A 15,088-nucleotide genomic window follows, 5' to 3' on the forward strand; every position below is an offset into this window, starting at 1 on the left:
GGCCGCTTCGCATCCTCGCACGCGGGACCGACACCCCGGCGGGAAGCGGGCCGTACCGCACCATGGGGGCAGCCAGGACGGATCGGGAGGCGTACCGTGCCGGTATCGAGTGAATGGAGGCCATATGCCGTCCCATCAGCCCGAGTTCGCAGGGAGCCTCAACGTAGGCGAGCGGGTGCGAGCGCTTCGCACATCCCGGGGGATGACGCGGGCGGTGCTCGCCGGGCTGTGCGGGCGAGGGCCCGACTGGCTGAAGAAGATCGAGTCCGGAGAGCGGGAGCTGGACTCCTACTCACTGCTGCTCCGCCTCGCCGCCGCTCTCCAGCTCTCCGACCTGTCGGCACTCACCGGCGAGGAGGAACTGTCCCAGCCGGTCCCGCTGGGACGCCTCAACCATCCCGCGATGCCGGAGATCTGGGCGGCCGTGATGATGCGGGGCCTCGGTTCCTCCACCACGCGGGATGGCGCCGATGTCGGCGTACTGCAGGGACGTGTGGACCAGACGTGGCGTCTCTGGCACACATCGCGAAGCAACCGGACAGAGGTCGGCGCGCTGCTGCCCGCACTGATCCGTGAAGCCGAGGACGCGGCCGGAAGCCTGGAGGGGGCGGAGCGCCGGGCCGCGTTGGTCGCGCTGTCCGACACTTACCGGCTGACCGGCCAGGCGACGGCCTATGTGGCACCCGCCGAGCTGGCCTGGGTGGTGGCCGACCGTGCGCTGACTGCGGCACAGCAGGCGGACGACCCTCTCGCCATAGCGGCTGCGGCATGGAACATGGGCAACATTCTGCGCGAGACCTCCTACCCCGAGGAGGCGCTGCGAACAGTCTCCGAAGCCGCCGAGCTGCTGCGGCCCTCCTTGGACGACAGCGGAGCGAACGAACGGCGGCGCGGGCTGTACGGCGCGCTCCAACTGCACGCAGCTGTCACCTGCGCCCGCGAAGGGCGAGAGGGCGACGCCTGGCGCCACTGGGACGCCGGTGACCAGATCGCGCGGTCGCTGCCCACCGGATACACGCACCCCTCCACCGTCTTCAGCCGCGCCAACGTGGACTTCCACGCCGTGTCGGTGGCTACGGACCTGCGGACCTCGGGCCGGGCACTGTCTCTCGCCGACGACATCGACCCCGACGCGATGCCGTCCAGGGAGCGCCGGGCACGGCTCTGGGTCGAGGTCGCGCGCGGCCACCTCCAGCGTGGGGACGCGACCGCCGCGCTGCACGTCATGCAGCGGGCACGGACGGTCGGCGTGGAGACCGTCAGGTACACACCGTCGGCACGGAAGGCCACAGCCGAGTTGTGGCGCCGCGCGCCCCGTGCCCTGCGTGCCGAGGCGGGTGAACTGGCCGCGTCCCTCGGCGTCGCGGTCGCCTGAACGGGCAGGGGGACATCGCGGGTCAGGGGGACGGGCCGTCCCTCTGCTTCCGCTTCGGCCGCCTTAGCGTGAACGGCTCCTGGCCTCACTGGAAGGAGCCGATGCATGCACGCTACGTCCGCAGCGAATCCCGACTGGTCCCCGCCGGTCCACGCGCCGTTCGCGCTGCTGCCCGTGGGGGTGTGGTGGGACGCCGTGCGGGTTCCGTACGCGCGGGGGTGGGGCGTCGTCCGCACGCTGGGGGAGGCGTGCGGGGCCGTGATCGGGGACCCGCACCGGTCGTGGCTGTACTGGCTGGTCCCGCCCGGGGGCGGCGGCCTCCCGGCCCGGGAGGGCGAGGTGGTGCGGCTGTCGGTCGCCTGCTGGCTGCCCGTTCCGGCGCGGACGCGGACGGAGCCGCCCGGTCCGTACTGGGCCGTGCCCTACGGCGGCGCGGACGGGCGCGGGCTGACGGATCCGCTGCGGCTGCGGGCGGCCCTCGCGGACGGGGAGGCCGCCCGGTGAGCGGCGTGGTCGGTGCCGGGTACTGCCTGCCGTGCGGGGAGCGGCGCGCGGAGACCGTGGTGGTGGCGCTCGTGCACGCGAACTCGGGGCCGGGCGGGGCCGTCGAGGCGTGTCTGCCGCACGCGCGGGAGTACGCGGCGGCTCCCCAGGCCCCGCAGTGGCTGCGGGACGATCTCGCAGTGCTGGACGCGGGCGGCTGACTCAGTCCGGGTCCCGCTTCCGGTCCCGGCCGCGGGGCGGCCGGCTCGCGGCGTTGCGGCGCAGCTTTCCGGTCAGCGAGGTCGCGGCGGCGGTGAGGAAGACCAGCGTGTAGACGATCTGGAGCAGGATGACGAGCCGCACGGACTGGCCGTGCGGGGTGATGTCGCCGTAGCTGAGGGTGGCGAGCGTCAGCAGCGCGAAGTACAGGGCGTCCAGCCGGGTGCGCAGACCGGTGAACTCGCCGGGGTGATGGGACATCACGAAGTACGCGGAGGAGAACAGCAGCACGGACAGGCACATCAGCGAGACCAGCGCGACGACCGTGCCGGGCCGGTCGAAGAGGGCGTCGCGCATGTGTTTGACCAGCAGGACGGCGATGGCTGTCAGCCCGATGCCGAACACGGTCCAGCTCAGTACCGGCCGCTCCGGGCCCAGGGTGTGCTCGGGCACCAGGAAGTAGGCCAGGAACAGGGCCGCGGTCACCGGGCCCAGCAGCGGCCACCCGTGGCCGGACCACAGCGGCCGGCGGCCGGAGCCGTCGCCGGACGGGGAGCCGGACCGCTCGCCGGTCGCCGGGTCGGGCGGCTCGTCGGGCGGCTCGTCGGAGGGCTGGGCCATGGGGCCATCGTCGGCTCCGGCCCCGCCGGGCGCGCTGTGGAGGGGGCCGGTCGGAGGGGCGGGTGTCCCGGGTGGCGGGTCAGCGCGCCGAGGACGGCTTGCGGCCGGGGCGGCGATGCGGCGGGGTGGCGGCGGCGCGGACCTCCTCGGCCGCGGCACGGTAGGCGGGCGCCGCACGGCTGAAGTAGTCGAAGAGGAGGGCCCGCTGCTCGGGTGTGTAGCCCTCCAGCAGCTCGGAGATGCGGCGGTGGGCGGGCGCGGCGGTCTCCTCCAGCGCGGGGAAGGAGTCGGCCGCGGGCTCGACGCGCAGCCGGCGCCGGTCGGCCGGGTCCGCGGCGCGGCGGACGTATCCGGCGCCTTCCAGGCGGTCGATCAGCCGGGTGGTGGCACCCGTGGTCAGCCCGGTGCGGACGGCCAGTTCGCCGGGCGTGAGCGGGCCCTCCACGGAGATCACGCTCAGCGCGTACCACTCGGTGGCCTGCAGTCCCACCGCTTCGGCACCCGCCATGCCGTGCAGCCCGACCGCGTCCAGGTACTGGCGGAAGACCAGGTGTGCGTCGGTGGACGCGTCGTCGTCGGCCATCGCAGCCAACCCCTCCCGTTTTCTCTGCTTCTATGAAGATATCCGCAAGAGAACTTCTGTGTGAGCTTAACCAGTGGGCGGCGGCCGGACCACCCCGGGGAACGCGCCGACCGCCGTCACCGAGACGGACGCCGCACACACGCCCGACGATGCCCGGAGGCGACAGGATGCCCGCATCCCGCGGTCCGGCGGGACGGCCGGGCCCGGACCGGCGGCGGGGGACAGGGGCCGGGACCAGGACCGGCACCGGGGACGGGCCCCGGCGAGCGGGCGGTCAGGGCGCCAGCACGTCCAGCTCGGCCATCGCGTCCTCGGTGATGGTGCGCATCACGCGCTCCGCGCGGGCGCCGTCGCGCTCCCGGACGGCCTCCGCGACCTGGACGTGCAGGGTGACGGCCTCCTGGCGGGGGTCGCTGAACATCACCTCGTGCCGGGTCCGGCCGGTGAGGACGGCCGCGACGACGTCGCCGAGCCGCGCGAACATCTCGTTGCGGGAGGCCCGCAGCACGGCGCGGTGGAAGGCGATGTCGTGCACCAGGTAGTTGTCCAGCTGCCGCCCGCGCGAAGTGGCGACCATGCCCAGCGCGTGCTCGGTCAGCGCGGCGCACTCCTCCGGAGTGGCCTGCTCGGCGGCGAGGCGGGCCGCGACCGGCTCGACGGCGGACCGCAGCACCGTGAGGGAGCGCAACTGGCGCCCCTGGTCGGCACCGGCCAGCCGCCAGGTGATCACCTGCGGGTCGTAGACGTTCCACTGCTCGGTCGGCAGCACGGTGACCCCGACTCTGCGGCGTGACTCGACCAGGTGCATGGACTCCAGCACCCGCACCGCCTCCCGCGCCACCGTGCGGGAGACCTCGTAGCGGGCGGCCAGCTCCTCGGTGAGCAGCACCGTGCCGGGCGGGTACTCACCGGCCGTGATCGCCGGGCCGAGCGAGGCGAGCATCCGCGCGTGCAGCCCGCGCTCGCGACGCACCCCCCGACCGCGCTTCGCACCGTCCGAGTCCACGGGGTCCGGGCCGTCCGCAGCGTCCCCGCCGTCCCCGCGGTGCGGGCCCACCGGGCCGTACCCCCGGTCGGCGCCGTCGTCCTGGCTGGTCATGCCTCTCCCGACTTGTTCTCCACCCCTCCCCGCGCACTCGGCGAGCGCCCGGGACGCTCAGCCTACGTGCTTCTCGTCACGGCGAATAAGTATGACTACATCGCTTCCAGCTATTGAATACATGTGACCTATGGGGTTGAGTGTCCTGCGCGCCGAGCGAGGTCGACAAGGACGGTGAGAGCGGTGCGCAGCACAAAGCCCGAGCAGGACACGGGGCTCGACCCGGTGGCCGACGCGGCATCCGGACCGGCGGTGGAGTCGGTCGAGGGGCCGGCCGGCCCGACGGCCGACCCGGCGGTGCACCCCGTCGCCGGTGCCGTGATCGTCGTCATGGGAGTGGCGGGCACCGGCAAGACCACCGTGGGACGCCTGCTCGCCGAAGCTCTCGACGTGCCCTACGCCGAGGCCGACGCCTTCCACCCGCCCGCCAACGTCGCCAAGATGTCCGCCGGGACCCCGCTCGACGACGCCGACCGGGCACCCTGGCTCGACGCCATCGGCGCCTGGGCGCACCGCCACCAGGCGCGCGGCGGGGTCGTGAGCTGCTCGGCGCTCAAGCGCGGCTACCGCGACCGGCTGCGGGCCGCGGCGCCCGGCGTCGTCTTCCTGCATCTGACCGGCGACCGCGCGCTGATCGCCGAGCGGATGGCCGGGCGGTCGGACCACTTCATGCCCGTCACACTCCTGGACTCGCAGTTCGCCACGCTCGAACCGCTGGCACCGGACGAACCGGGCGCCGCCGTCGACGTCGCGCCGGGACCCCCCGCGGTCACCCGGCACGCCCTGGCCGCGCTGGACCGCCTCTCCCCCGCTCATACCGACCAGTTGGTCAGCAACCCCTGACCCGTTCCCGATCCGCTCCCGTCACACATCACCACCCACGAAGAAGGTAGAGCCGTGCGCCATCTCAATGCCGAGATGCTGGCCGCGGGGTCGCAGCAACCGGACCCCATCACCTCCGCCGGCAACGTCCAGTTGGGGATCGCCGCCCTCGTCGGCATCGCCGTCATCGTCGTCCTCATCACCCGGTTCAAGCTGCACGCCTTCCTGGCGCTGACCGTCGGCACCCTCGCGCTGGGCGCCGCGGCCGCCGCGCCGCTCGACAAGGTGATAGCCAGCTTCAGCACCGGCCTCGGAGACACCGTCTCCGGCGTCGGGGTGCTCATCGCGCTGGGCGCCATCCTCGGCAAACTGCTCGCCGACTCCGGCGGTGCCGACCAGATCGTGGACACGATCCTGGCCAGGGCGAGCAGGCGCAGCATCCCGTGGGCGATGGCGCTGATCGCGGGCATCGTCGGGCTGCCGATGTTCTTCGAGGTCGGGCTGGTACTGCTGATCCCGGTGGTGCTGCTGGTGGCCAAGCGCGGCAACTACTCGGTGATGCGCGTCGGCATCCCCGCGCTCGCCGGACTGTCGGTGATGCACGGGCTGGTGCCCCCGCACCCCGGCCCGCTCGTCGCCATCGACGCGATGGACGCCAACCTGGGCGTGACGCTGGCCCTCGGCCTCGTCGTCGGCATCCCCACCCTGATCGTGGCCGGTCCGCTGTTCGGCAAGGTGGCCGCACGCTGGGTCGAGACCACACCACCCGAAGGAGTCGTGCCCGAGCGGGCCGACGCCGAGCTGGACCGGCGGCCCGGCTTCGGCGGCACGCTGGCCACGGTGCTGCTGCCCGTCGTGCTGATGCTCGCCAAGGCGCTCGCCGACATCGTCGTCGACGACCCCGAGGACACCGTGCAGCGGGTCATGGACGTGATCGGCGACCCGATGACGGCGCTCCTGGTGGCGGTACTGGTCGCGATGTTCACCCTGGGACGCCCCGCGGGCTTCACCAAGGACCGGATGTCCTCCACCGTGGCGAGCTCGCTCGGTCCGATCGCGGGCATCCTGCTGATCGTCGGCGCGGGCGGCGGCTTCAAGCAGACCCTGGTGGACGTCGGCATCGGGCAGATGATCCTGGACCTGTCCGAGAACTGGTCGATCCCGGCACTGCTGCTCGGCTGGCTCATCGCCGTCTGCATCCGGCTGGCGACCGGCTCCGCGACCGTGGCCACCGTCTCGGCGGCCGGGCTCGTCGGCCCCCTCACCGCCGACATGTCCACGCCCCAGACCGCACTGGTCGTGCTCGCGGTAGGCGCCGGCTCGCTCTTCTTCAGCCACGTCAACGACGCCGGGTTCTGGCTGGTCAAGGAGTACTTCGGGATGAACGTCGGGCAGACCCTGAAGTCCTGGTCGGTGATGGAGACGATCATCTCCGTCGTCGGACTGGTGCTGTTGCTGCTGCTGTCGCTGGTGCTCTGACGCCGCGTCCCCACCCGCCCGGGAGGGCGCCCCTCAGCGCGGGGCGCCCTCCCGGCCTTCCAGATAGCGGAGCACCGCCCGGACCCGGCGGTGGGCGGCGGTCGTCCGCGGGATGTCCAGCTTCTCGAAGATCGTGGCCGAGTGCTTCTCGACGGCCCGCTGCGAGATTCCCATCCGGGCGCCGATGGCCGCGTTGGTGAGCCCGGCGGCCATGTGGGAGAGGGTCTCGTGCTCGCGCGGGGTGAGCGCGTCCAGCGCGGGACGGGCGCCCAGCAGCCGGGAGACGACATCCGGGTCGAGCGCGGTACCGCCGTCGACCACCCGGTGGAGCGCCTCGACGAAGTCGTCGACGTCCAGCACCCGGTCCTTGAGGAGGTACCCGATGCCCGCCGGGCCGTCGGCGAGCAGTGTGTGCGCGTAGCTGGTCTCGATGTACTGCGAGAACAGCAGGATGCCCAGGCGGGGATGCCGACGGCGCAGCTCCGCGGCCGCACGCAGCCCCTCGTCGCGCTGTGTGGGCGGCATCCGGATGTCGGCCACCACGGCGTCCGGGCGGGTGCGGTCCACGGCCGACAGCAGGGCCGCCGGATCGCCCACCGCGGCGGCGACCTCCAGCCCCCGGTCGGTGAGCAGGCCCACCAACCCCTCCCGCACCAGGGCCGCGTCCTCCGCGATCACCAGCCGGAGCACCGGACCCGTCCGGTTCGTCACCTGGTCGTCTCCCCCTGTGCTGCGGCGAACGGCAGCCGGACCAGCGCTCTGGTCGGGCCGCCGGGCGGGCTGTCGAGGGACAGTGTGCCGTCCACGGTGCGTACCCGCTCGGCCAGCCCCCGCAGCCCCGACGGACCACCCGGCCGGGGCGGGGCCGACGCCGCCCCGCCCCGGCCGTCGTCCTCGACCTCCAGCATCAGGACGTCCCCGCCCCCGCCGGCCGCCCGCTCGACCCGCACGGCGACCCCGACGCGGTGCGCGCCCGCGTGCCGGACCGCGTTGGCCAGCAGTTCGGCCGCGCAGAAGTAGGCGATGGTCTCCACCGCCTCCGGCGGGCGCGGCGCACTCGACAGCTCGGCCCGCAACTCCACACGCAGCGCCGGGGACTCGACGTCCGAGCGGAGCGAGGCGAGAGCGGGCGCGAGGCCGTTGTCGAGGACGGGCGGATGGATGCCGCGCACCAGGTCGCGCAGCTCGCCCAGCGCGGTGCGGGCCGAGTCGAGGGACTGCTCGACCAGGTCGCGGGCCTTGGCGGTGTCCGCCGGCGACGGTTCGGACGCGCGGAGCGCCTCGGCCGCCCGGGTGAGCGCCATCGCCAGGGAGATCAGCCGGGCCTGCGCCCCGTCGTGCAGATCGCGTTCGATCCGGCGGAGGGTGGCGGCGGAGTCCCGTACGGCCAGCGCACGCGTCTCCTCCAGGTCGTGCACCCGGTCGGCGAGCGCGCCGGACGGCGGGCCGAGAAGAGTGCGTGCCAGCAGCCGGACGAGGGCGGCCAGTCTGCGCCCCGCCCAGTCGGCCGCCACGAGCAGCAGCAGCCCCGCGGCGGCCACGGCCAGCACCCGGGGCGCACTGTCGAGCGGGACGGTGCCGGTGAGTTCGAGACCGGTGTGCCCGTTCTGCCGGACCGCGCGGAACCACAGCGGATAGGACAGCAGCGCCAGCCCGTACAGCCGCAGGGGCAGTTGGACGGCGAAGAGGAGCACCCCGAGGGGCGCGTCGAGCACGACGAAGGCCGCGCACCGCCACGCCGCCGCATCGCGGGCGGCACGCAGCGGACGGGGTGCCGGGGGTGCGGGCACCTGCTGGCCGAGCAGTCCGCGTACCAGCCCCCGGTGGACGGCCGCGAGCCGCTGCACGGCCGTCAGGGCGAGGGAGAGGAAGGGCAGTCCGATCCGGGTCACGCACAGCGCGCCGCCGACGGCGAGCAGCGCCAGGGCCGGCACACCCAGCAGCGCGGGGACGAGGGCGGCAGCCGCGTACACCGCGGCGCGGCACGCCGGACGCGTCGCGGGCAGGCCGACGAGGGCAAGGGCTCGGGGCATGGACGCTCGGGTTCTCCGTCGGCTGTCGGCTGGGTTCTTCGCCGGGTCGGCTTCTCCGCCGGGAAGCTGCCGCGGTGCGCGCAGGCGTTCATCCTCCGCCGTCACCGTCCGGGCCCGGACCCGCCCCTCGTGCCGCGGCCTCATCCGGGAGCCCGCCGCAGCTGTCCGGGCAGCGGAGCGAGCGTCGCGGCGAGTGCCAGGACGAGCACACCGCCCGCCGCCGCGGCCCAACCGATCGGCGGCAACGCGGAGAGGGAAGCTCCCGCGGCGTCACCCAGCGGGAGGGTCACGGCGAGGGCGACAGCGGCACCCGCGCCGAACCCCGCGCAGGCGACCGTCAGCGCCTCCACCACTCGCATCCGCGCCACCTGGCCGGGGGCGGCGCCGATTGCGCGCAGCAGCGCGACCTCGTGCCGCCGTTCGGCGCTGAGCAGCACCATGGTGTTGGCGGCGGCGCAGGCGGCGAACGCGGCGTAGAGGGCCGTCGCGAACAGGTCGATCCACGAGGGCTCGGCGACCGCGGCCAGCGCCGACAGCTTGACCAGCGAGAACGCCACGACCAGCGCGACCGGCGTGACAGCGGCCGACAGCCGCCGGGCGGCGGCCCGCGCCTGCGCGAAGGCCAGTTCCGCCGCGGCGCCGCCACCCAGCGCGGGGCGCGCGGTCAGCAGCCGCACCGGCACGGCCAGCAGCAGGGCGACCGCCCTGCCGATCACAGGCCCGGCGCAGCCCACCCCGACCAGGTAGGCCAGCAGCACCAGCGGCAGATGCTCCCCCACCTCCTCGCGCGGTCCCGCCGCGGTGACGGCGGTGAGGGTCACGGCGCCGGACACGGCCAGTACCGCACCGAGCCCCCGTACGGCACCGGCGAGCGTCGGCCCGCGAAGCCGTCCGGACGGCCCGGGGGAGCGGGCGCCCGCCGCCTCGCCGAGCGCATCCGCCGGCCGGGCCCGCGCGGCGCGGTGCGCGGCCAGCAGACCGCCGAGCTGCGAGGTGACGAGCAGCACGCCCCCCGCCGCCAGGGCGGGCGGCCATCCGACGGCGAGCGGAACCCCGGAGGGCAGCAGGCCGTGGGCGGCCATCCCGTCCCGCCAGCCGTACGCCAGCACGCAGCCGAGCCCGTACCCGGCGGGCAGCGCGGTGCACAGCGCCTCGACGGCGACCGCCCGCCGGATCTGCCACGGCAGCGCCCCCACCGCCCGCAGCACCGCGTTCTCCCGCGCCCGCGCGGCCACGGTCAGGGCCATGACCTGCGCGATGACGAAGACGGAGAGGTAGCACGTCACCACGGTGAAGCCGGCTCCCATGGCCGTGACCGCCTCGCGCTGCGGCCCGGCCGGCAGCGGCCCCGCGGTCCGCAGCATCGCGACCGAGGCGGTGACGACCGTCGCGGAGAGGACCAGCACCGAGAAGACCCCGGCGAAGGCGGTGGGCCGGGCCCGGACCGAGGCCCGGGCGAGTCCGGTGGTCATGCGGCCCTGCCCGCCGCGGCACGGCCGCCGTCCGCCGGGGAGGCGGAACCGGGAGCGGATGCGGGGTCCGGCCCCGCGCCCGGACCGGGTCCGGATCGGGGTCGTCCGGCCAGCGCACGCATCCGCCGGGCGATGTGCGCGGCGGCGGCACCGGTCCGGGCGCCGTCCCCGCTGCGGTCCCCCGCGCCGTCGGCACCGTCCGCGCCGCCCGCGCACACGTAGGTGTCCACCAGCAACCCGTCGGCCAGGAACAGCACCCGGTCGGCGTGCGCGGCCGCCGCGGGGTCGTGGGTGACCATCAGCACCGTGGCGCCCAGCATGTCCACCGACCCGCGCAGCAGCCCCAGCATCTCCTCCGCCGTCGCGGGGTCGAGGGCGCCGGTGGGCTCGTCGGCGCACACGATCTCCGGTGCGGTCACCAGTGCCCGGGCCAGCGCGACCCGCTGCTGCTGGCCGCCGGAGAGCTCCGCCGGGCGCCGCCCGGCACGTGCGGCGAGGCCCACCCGGTCCAGCGCCTCCCGGGCCAGCACGCGGGCCCGGCGGCCGCCGGTGCCCGCCAGCCGCAGCGGCAGCCCCACGTTCTGCTCCGCCGTCAGCGCCGGGAGCAGGTTGAAGGACTGGAAGACGAAGCCGACCCGCTCCCGGCGCAGCCGGGTGAGGGCCCGGCTGCCCATCCGGGTCAGCTCCTGGCCGCCGAGCCGCACGCTGCCGCCCGTCGGCCGGTCCAGGCCGACGGCGCACTGCAACAGGGTGCTCTTGCCGGAGCCGGAGGGGCCCATCACCGCGGTGAAGCTTCCCCGCGGCAGCTCCACCCCGACACCGCGCAGCGCGTCCACGGCCGCGCTGCGCCGCCCGTAGCGCCGGGTCACACCGGTCATGTCGAGGGCGGCGGGCGGACCGCCCCCGGCTGCGCGGCCTGCGGGCCCGTACGTCTCGTCGTCCACGTTCATCATGGCCGCGACGCTACGGAGCCCCGGATCGGCCCACGAGGGAGCAGGCACCCCGGTCCGGGGTTCGGAATCACCGAACCGGCGGCGGTACTCCGCGGATCATCCGCGGGTCCCCCGGGTCACAGCCAGCCGTTCCTGCGGAACGCCCGGTACATGGCCACGCAGGTCACGGCGATGACGGCGAGGACCAGCGGATAGCCGAGGCGCCAGTGCAGCTCGGGCATGCGGTCGAAGTTCATCCCGTAGACGCCGCAGACCATCGTCGGGACGGCGACGATGGCGACCCAGGCGCTGATCTTGCGCATGCCCTCGTTCTGGGCGGTGGAGACCTGCGCCAGATGGGCCTGGAGGATCGAGTCGAGCAGCGCGTCGAAGGAGGCGATCTGCTCGGTGACCCGCGCGAGGTGGTCGGCGACGTCCCGGAAGTACTTGCGTATCTCGGGGTCGATGAGCCGGTTGGGGCGGTCGGAGAGCAGCTCCAGCGGCCGGGCCAGCGGGAGGGTGGCGCGCTTGAGCTCCAGCAGCTCGCGCTTGATCTGGTAGACCCGGCTGGTGCCGGAGCCGCCTCCGCTGCCGCTGCCGCCGAAGGGCGCCGCGGAGGCGAAGACCTGGCTCTCCAGCTCGTCGATGTCGGTCTGCACCTCGTCGGCGACCAGCAGATAGTCGTCCACGACCCGGTCGGCGATCGCGTGCAGCACCGCGGCCGGGCCCTGCGCCAGCCGCTCCGGGTCGGACTCCAACTCCTCGCGGAGCGGGCCGAGGGAGCCGTGCCGACCGTGCCGGACGGTGATCACGAAGTCGGCACCGGTGAAGACGACGATCTCGCCGGTGTCCACCACCTCGCTGGTGGTGGACACCTTCTCGTGCTCCACATAGCTGACCGTCTTGAAGACGGCGAACATCATCTCGCCGCCGTACCACTCCGCCTTCGGCCGCTGGTGGGGTTCGAGTGCGTTCTCCACCGCGAGCGGATGCAGCCCGAACAGCTCGGTGATGCCCTCGAACTCGGCCTCTCCCGGCTCGTGCAGCCCGATCCACACGAAGCCGCCGTCACCCGTGCCGGCACCGTCGCCGTCGCCCCTGCCGTCCGCGGCGCCGCCCTTGCGGACGCAGGCCAGCGCCTCCGCGACGCCGCACTCCGCCATCAGCCGCGTGCCCTCGCGGTCGTAGGCCACGCAGCTCACCACGGAGGTGCCCAGCGGGGAGCGCACCGGGTGGGAGAGGTCCACCACGGGACGCGGCACGCGGGGCCGCACCACCCTGCGCAGGCTGCGCACCACCGGGACCGTGGGCATGGGGCTCCTCGGACTGCTCGTCGTTCCTTGCTCTCCCCCAACTGTGCCCGGATTCCCCCGCCGAATGCGTGCCCCCACGCGGTCGGCATCCCACCCGGCCGGCACCGCACGCGGGAGCCTGCGGCCGGAACCGGCGCCGACCGCCCGGGGACGCCGCGGTGCCGGCCTCCCCGCGGCCGGGGCATCGTCAGGGGATCAGGACGACCTTGCCGGTGGTCTCGCGCTGTTCCAGGGCCTTGTGGGCGCGGGCGGCCTCGGCGAGCGGGAACGGGTGGGTGGTGTGGGTGAAGTCGCCCGCGGCGGTGCGGCGGAGTGCCTCGGCCCGGTGGTCCGCGAGGCGCTCGGGGTGGGCGAGCATGCTCCGCAGGGCGTCGATGCGGGTGACGCCGCGGGCCGCCAGTTCGTCGGGGTCCGGGGTGAACTCGGCGCCGGAGATCGCACCGTAGGTCACGAAGCGGCCGCCGGTGCCGAGCAGACCGAAGGCGGTGCGGGCCTGCGCGCCGCCGACTCCGTCGAGTACGGCGGTGACGGACCGGCCGCCGCCCGGACCGGCGAGCCAGTCGGCGACCGTCCCCCGCCAGTCGGGAAGGGTGTAGTCGACGGCGAGGTCCGCGCCGAGTTCCCGGACGGCCGCGGTCTTCTCCGGGCCCCCGGCGGCGCCGATCACCACGGCGCCCAGCGTGCGGGCGTGCTGGACCAGCAGCCGTCCCATGCCGCCCGCCGCCGAGTTGACCAGCACCACGTCGCCCTCGTCGAGACCGGCCTGGGCGAGCACCGCGACCGTCGTCCCGCCGGTGACGATCGCGGCGACCGCGGCCTCGTGGTCGAGCCCGGCGGGGCGCTCCAGCACCTCGGCGAGGTCCGCGACGGCGAGCTCCGCGTAGCCGCCGGGGGAGCCCTTCGCGGTGACCACGTCGCGGCCCAGCCATTCGGGACCGACGCCGGGGCCGACCGCGTCGACACGCCCGGAGACCTCGCCGCCGAACACGGCGGGCAGCTCGGGGAGCGGCGGTACGAGGCCCTCGGTCACCCCGGCGCGCATCACGGTCTCGACGGCGTGGACCCCGGCCGCGCGGACGGCGATCCGGACCTGGCCCGGTCCGGGTTCGGGGTCGGGCAGCGTCTCGTGGCGGAGGTTCTCGGCGGGGCCGAAGGAGTGCAGGACGACGGCGTGCATGGCGATGCCTTCCGGCTGGGGACTCTCGCTGGCTGCGAGACCTCCACCCTGCAACTTGAACTTCACTTCAAGTCAAAGTGTCGTGCCCGCCGAGGTGCGCGCTGTCCGCTCCGACCTCGCCTCAGCGCCCCGTCTCACGGGGTCAGCTCGCGCGCCCGCTCCTGGGTGAGGTAGGCGTCCGTGGCCTCCATGTCCTGGAGGGTCGCGGGGCGGCGGGAGAGGAAGCCGGTGCGCAGGAAGTCGTCGCCCATCAGCGCGTTGAGGTTCCAGTTCGCCACCGTGCGGACCTTCGCCGTGAAGGTGGGCAGCGCCATCAGGTGGTAGCCGCGGGTGATGACCTGCGCGGGGAACCCGGAGAACTCGTACCCCAGCGGCCGGGCCACCGCGTTGGTCCCGCCGAGGTCCACGACCAGCCCGAGATCCTTGTGCCGGTAGGGCGTCATGGGCTCGCCCCGCAGCGCGGCGATCAGATTGCGGGCCATGTGCTTGCCCTGGCGCCCGGCGTGCTGCGCGGTGGGCGGGCACACCGCGCCGCCGACCTTCGTCAGATCCGGCACCGCCGCCGCGTCGCCCAGCGCGTACACGCCGGGATGGCCGGGCACCGTGAAATCCGCGTTGACCGCGAGCCGCCCCTTGATCGTCTCCGCGTCCAGGGTGCTGATCAGCGGACTGGCGGCGACACCCGCCGTCCAGATCAGGGTGCGGGAGGGCAGCACCCGGTTGTCGGTCAGCGTGATCCGCCGCTCGTTCGCCTTGGCGACCGAGACCCCCAGCGACACGTCCGTCCCCCGCTCGCGCAGGATCTGCTGGGCGCGCCGCCCCAGCTTCTCGCCCAGCTCCGGCATCAGCTTGGGGGCGACGTCCAGCAGGTGCCACTTGATCAGGTCGGGGTCGAGCCGCGGATAGCGCTTGGCGGCGGAGTTGGTCAGCCGTTGCAGGCAGGCGACGGTCTCGGTGCCGGCGTAGCCGCCGCCGACCACCACGAACTGCAGCCGCTCGGCCCGCTCCTGCTCGTTGGTGCTGGCCGCCGCCAGGTCGAGCTGGGCGATCACGTGGTCACGCACATAGGCGGCCTCGGCGAGCGTCTTCATCCCGCGCGCCTGCTCGTTCAGACCCGGGATGTCGAAGCTGCGGGTGACGCTGCCCGGGGTGAGGATCAGCCGGTCGTAGGGCTGGTTGACGGTCTCGCCGCTGATGAGGCGGACCACGCACATCCGGGCGTGCGGATCGATCCCGATGACCATGCCGGGGACGATGGAGGTCCGGTGCACCAGCCTGCGCAGCGGCGGCGCGACCGACTGCGGGGTGAGCACCCCGGCGGCGACCTGCGGGAGCAGCGGGAGGTACAGCTGGTAGCTGGCGGGCGTGACCAGGCTGATCTCCGCCTCTTCGGGCCGCAGTCCCCGCTCCAGTCCGCGTGCGCACTCGACTCCGGCGAAGCCGCCGCCGACGATCAGAATCCTGGTTCGCTCCATGGCTG

15 protein-coding genes are annotated in these 15,088 nt (G+C 74.4%); 5 read left to right on the forward strand and 10 right to left on the reverse strand.

Features of this window, described 5'->3' with window-relative positions:
* The first annotated feature begins 124 nt into the window (after window positions 1-124).
* From ACFYMO_RS11635 to ACFYMO_RS11645, 3 genes are all read left to right on the forward strand, one after another.
* The gene (locus tag ACFYMO_RS11635) at window positions 125-1,375 is read left to right on the forward strand and encodes a helix-turn-helix transcriptional regulator (protein ID WP_366773030.1); all 1,251 of its coding nucleotides are present in this window, start codon (window positions 125-127) and stop codon (window positions 1,373-1,375) included.
* 105 nt (window positions 1,376-1,480) lie between these two features.
* The gene (locus tag ACFYMO_RS11640) at window positions 1,481-1,879 is read left to right on the forward strand and encodes a hypothetical protein (protein ID WP_027759846.1); all 399 of its coding nucleotides are present in this window, start codon (window positions 1,481-1,483) and stop codon (window positions 1,877-1,879) included.
* Window positions 1,876-2,079: a hypothetical protein gene (locus ACFYMO_RS11645; RefSeq protein WP_388545826.1), complete on the forward strand. Its 204-nt coding sequence runs from the start codon at window positions 1,876-1,878 to the stop codon at window positions 2,077-2,079. Before ACFYMO_RS11640 ends, ACFYMO_RS11645 begins: the two co-directional genes overlap by 4 nt.
* Window position 2,080: 1 nt before the next feature.
* Here the strand turns inward: ACFYMO_RS11645 and ACFYMO_RS11650 are convergent, their stop codons facing one another.
* The 3 genes from ACFYMO_RS11650 to ACFYMO_RS11660 form a co-directional block, all read right to left on the reverse strand.
* Entirely contained in the window at window positions 2,081-2,698 is a 618-nt protein-coding gene (locus tag ACFYMO_RS11650; protein ID WP_366773032.1) for a potassium channel family protein, read from the reverse strand.
* A 79-nt stretch (window positions 2,699-2,777) separates the two neighbouring features.
* Window positions 2,778-3,281: a MarR family transcriptional regulator gene (locus ACFYMO_RS11655; RefSeq protein ID WP_366773033.1), complete on the reverse strand. Its 504-nt coding sequence runs from the start codon at window positions 3,279-3,281 to the stop codon at window positions 2,778-2,780.
* Window positions 3,282-3,555: 274 nt separating this feature from the next.
* Window positions 3,556-4,224: an FCD domain-containing protein gene (locus tag ACFYMO_RS11660; protein ID WP_360290027.1), complete on the reverse strand. Its 669-nt coding sequence runs from the start codon at window positions 4,222-4,224 to the stop codon at window positions 3,556-3,558.
* A 486-nt stretch (window positions 4,225-4,710) separates the two neighbouring features.
* On the opposite strand from ACFYMO_RS11660, the gene ACFYMO_RS11665 reads away from it, so the two are divergent.
* Window positions 4,711-5,223, forward strand: coding sequence for a gluconokinase (locus ACFYMO_RS11665; protein ID WP_366773054.1), 513 nt, complete (start codon window positions 4,711-4,713; stop codon window positions 5,221-5,223).
* A gap of 75 nt (window positions 5,224-5,298) precedes the next feature.
* The gene (locus ACFYMO_RS11670; RefSeq protein ID WP_074999272.1) at window positions 5,299-6,681 is read left to right on the forward strand and encodes a gluconate:H+ symporter; all 1,383 of its coding nucleotides are present in this window, start codon (window positions 5,299-5,301) and stop codon (window positions 6,679-6,681) included.
* A gap of 33 nt (window positions 6,682-6,714) precedes the next feature.
* On the opposite strand, the gene ACFYMO_RS11675 is transcribed toward ACFYMO_RS11670, so the two are convergent.
* The 7 genes from ACFYMO_RS11675 to ACFYMO_RS11705 form a co-directional block, all read right to left on the reverse strand.
* On the reverse strand, window positions 6,715-7,392 hold the full coding sequence (locus ACFYMO_RS11675; RefSeq protein WP_366773034.1) for a response regulator transcription factor: 678 nt from the start codon (window positions 7,390-7,392) through the stop codon (window positions 6,715-6,717).
* Complete coding sequence (locus tag ACFYMO_RS11680; protein WP_366773035.1) at window positions 7,389-8,714, reverse strand: sensor domain-containing protein; 1,326 nt, start codon at window positions 8,712-8,714, stop codon at window positions 7,389-7,391. Before ACFYMO_RS11680 ends, ACFYMO_RS11675 begins: the two co-directional genes overlap by 4 nt.
* Window positions 8,715-8,854: 140 nt before the next feature.
* Window positions 8,855-10,186, reverse strand: coding sequence for an FtsX-like permease family protein (locus tag ACFYMO_RS11685; RefSeq protein WP_388545831.1), 1,332 nt, complete (start codon window positions 10,184-10,186; stop codon window positions 8,855-8,857).
* Window positions 10,183-11,139 carry an ABC transporter ATP-binding protein gene (locus tag ACFYMO_RS11690; protein WP_388545834.1) on the reverse strand — a complete coding sequence of 319 codons (957 nt, stop codon included), beginning with the start codon at window positions 11,137-11,139 and terminating at the stop codon, window positions 10,183-10,185. The genes ACFYMO_RS11685 and ACFYMO_RS11690 overlap by 4 nt, the downstream gene beginning before the upstream one ends.
* 116 nt (window positions 11,140-11,255) lie before the next feature.
* A complete protein-coding gene (locus ACFYMO_RS11695) occupies window positions 11,256-12,431 on the reverse strand; it encodes a magnesium and cobalt transport protein CorA (RefSeq protein WP_366773037.1) in 1,176 nt (391 codons plus the stop codon).
* 187 nt (window positions 12,432-12,618) lie between these two features.
* Complete coding sequence (locus ACFYMO_RS11700; protein ID WP_366773056.1) at window positions 12,619-13,608, reverse strand: zinc-binding dehydrogenase; 990 nt, start codon at window positions 13,606-13,608, stop codon at window positions 12,619-12,621.
* A 134-nt stretch (window positions 13,609-13,742) separates the two neighbouring features.
* Window positions 13,743-15,083, reverse strand: coding sequence for an NAD(P)/FAD-dependent oxidoreductase (locus ACFYMO_RS11705; protein ID WP_366773038.1), 1,341 nt, complete (start codon window positions 15,081-15,083; stop codon window positions 13,743-13,745).
* Window positions 15,084-15,088 lie beyond the last annotated feature (5 nt).

The sequence above is a fragment of the Streptomyces sp. NPDC007025 genome, from assembly GCF_042869455.1.
In the GTDB taxonomy this organism is placed as follows: Bacteria; Actinomycetota; Actinomycetes; order Streptomycetales; family Streptomycetaceae; genus Streptomyces.

Bases quoted from the DNA above. Each gene is read 5' to 3' on its own strand.
- ACFYMO_RS11635 (WP_366773030.1), top strand. From the start codon at position 125: ATGCCGTCCCATCAGCCCGAGTTCGCAGGGAGCCTCAACGTAGGCGAG.
- ACFYMO_RS11640 (WP_027759846.1), top strand. From the start codon at position 1,481: ATGCACGCTACGTCCGCAGCGAATCCCGACTGGTCCCCGCCGGTCCAC.
- ACFYMO_RS11650 (WP_366773032.1), bottom strand. From the start codon at position 2,698: ATGGCCCAGCCCTCCGACGAGCCGCCCGACGAGCCGCCCGACCCGGCG.
- ACFYMO_RS11655 (WP_366773033.1), bottom strand. From the start codon at position 3,281: ATGGCCGACGACGACGCGTCCACCGACGCACACCTGGTCTTCCGCCAG.
- ACFYMO_RS11660 (WP_360290027.1), bottom strand. From the start codon at position 4,224: ATGCTCGCCTCGCTCGGCCCGGCGATCACGGCCGGTGAGTACCCGCCC.
- ACFYMO_RS11665 (WP_366773054.1), top strand. From the start codon at position 4,711: ATGGGAGTGGCGGGCACCGGCAAGACCACCGTGGGACGCCTGCTCGCC.
- ACFYMO_RS11670 (WP_074999272.1), top strand. From the start codon at position 5,299: ATGCTGGCCGCGGGGTCGCAGCAACCGGACCCCATCACCTCCGCCGGC.
- ACFYMO_RS11680 (WP_366773035.1), bottom strand. From the start codon at position 8,714: ATGCCCCGAGCCCTTGCCCTCGTCGGCCTGCCCGCGACGCGTCCGGCG.
- ACFYMO_RS11685 (WP_388545831.1), bottom strand. From the start codon at position 10,186: ATGACCACCGGACTCGCCCGGGCCTCGGTCCGGGCCCGGCCCACCGCC.
- ACFYMO_RS11690 (WP_388545834.1), bottom strand. From the start codon at position 11,139: ATGATGAACGTGGACGACGAGACGTACGGGCCCGCAGGCCGCGCAGCC.
- ACFYMO_RS11695 (WP_366773037.1), bottom strand. From the start codon at position 12,431: ATGCCCACGGTCCCGGTGGTGCGCAGCCTGCGCAGGGTGGTGCGGCCC.
- ACFYMO_RS11700 (WP_366773056.1), bottom strand. From the start codon at position 13,608: ATGCACGCCGTCGTCCTGCACTCCTTCGGCCCCGCCGAGAACCTCCGC.
- ACFYMO_RS11705 (WP_366773038.1), bottom strand. From the start codon at position 15,083: ATGGAGCGAACCAGGATTCTGATCGTCGGCGGCGGCTTCGCCGGAGTC.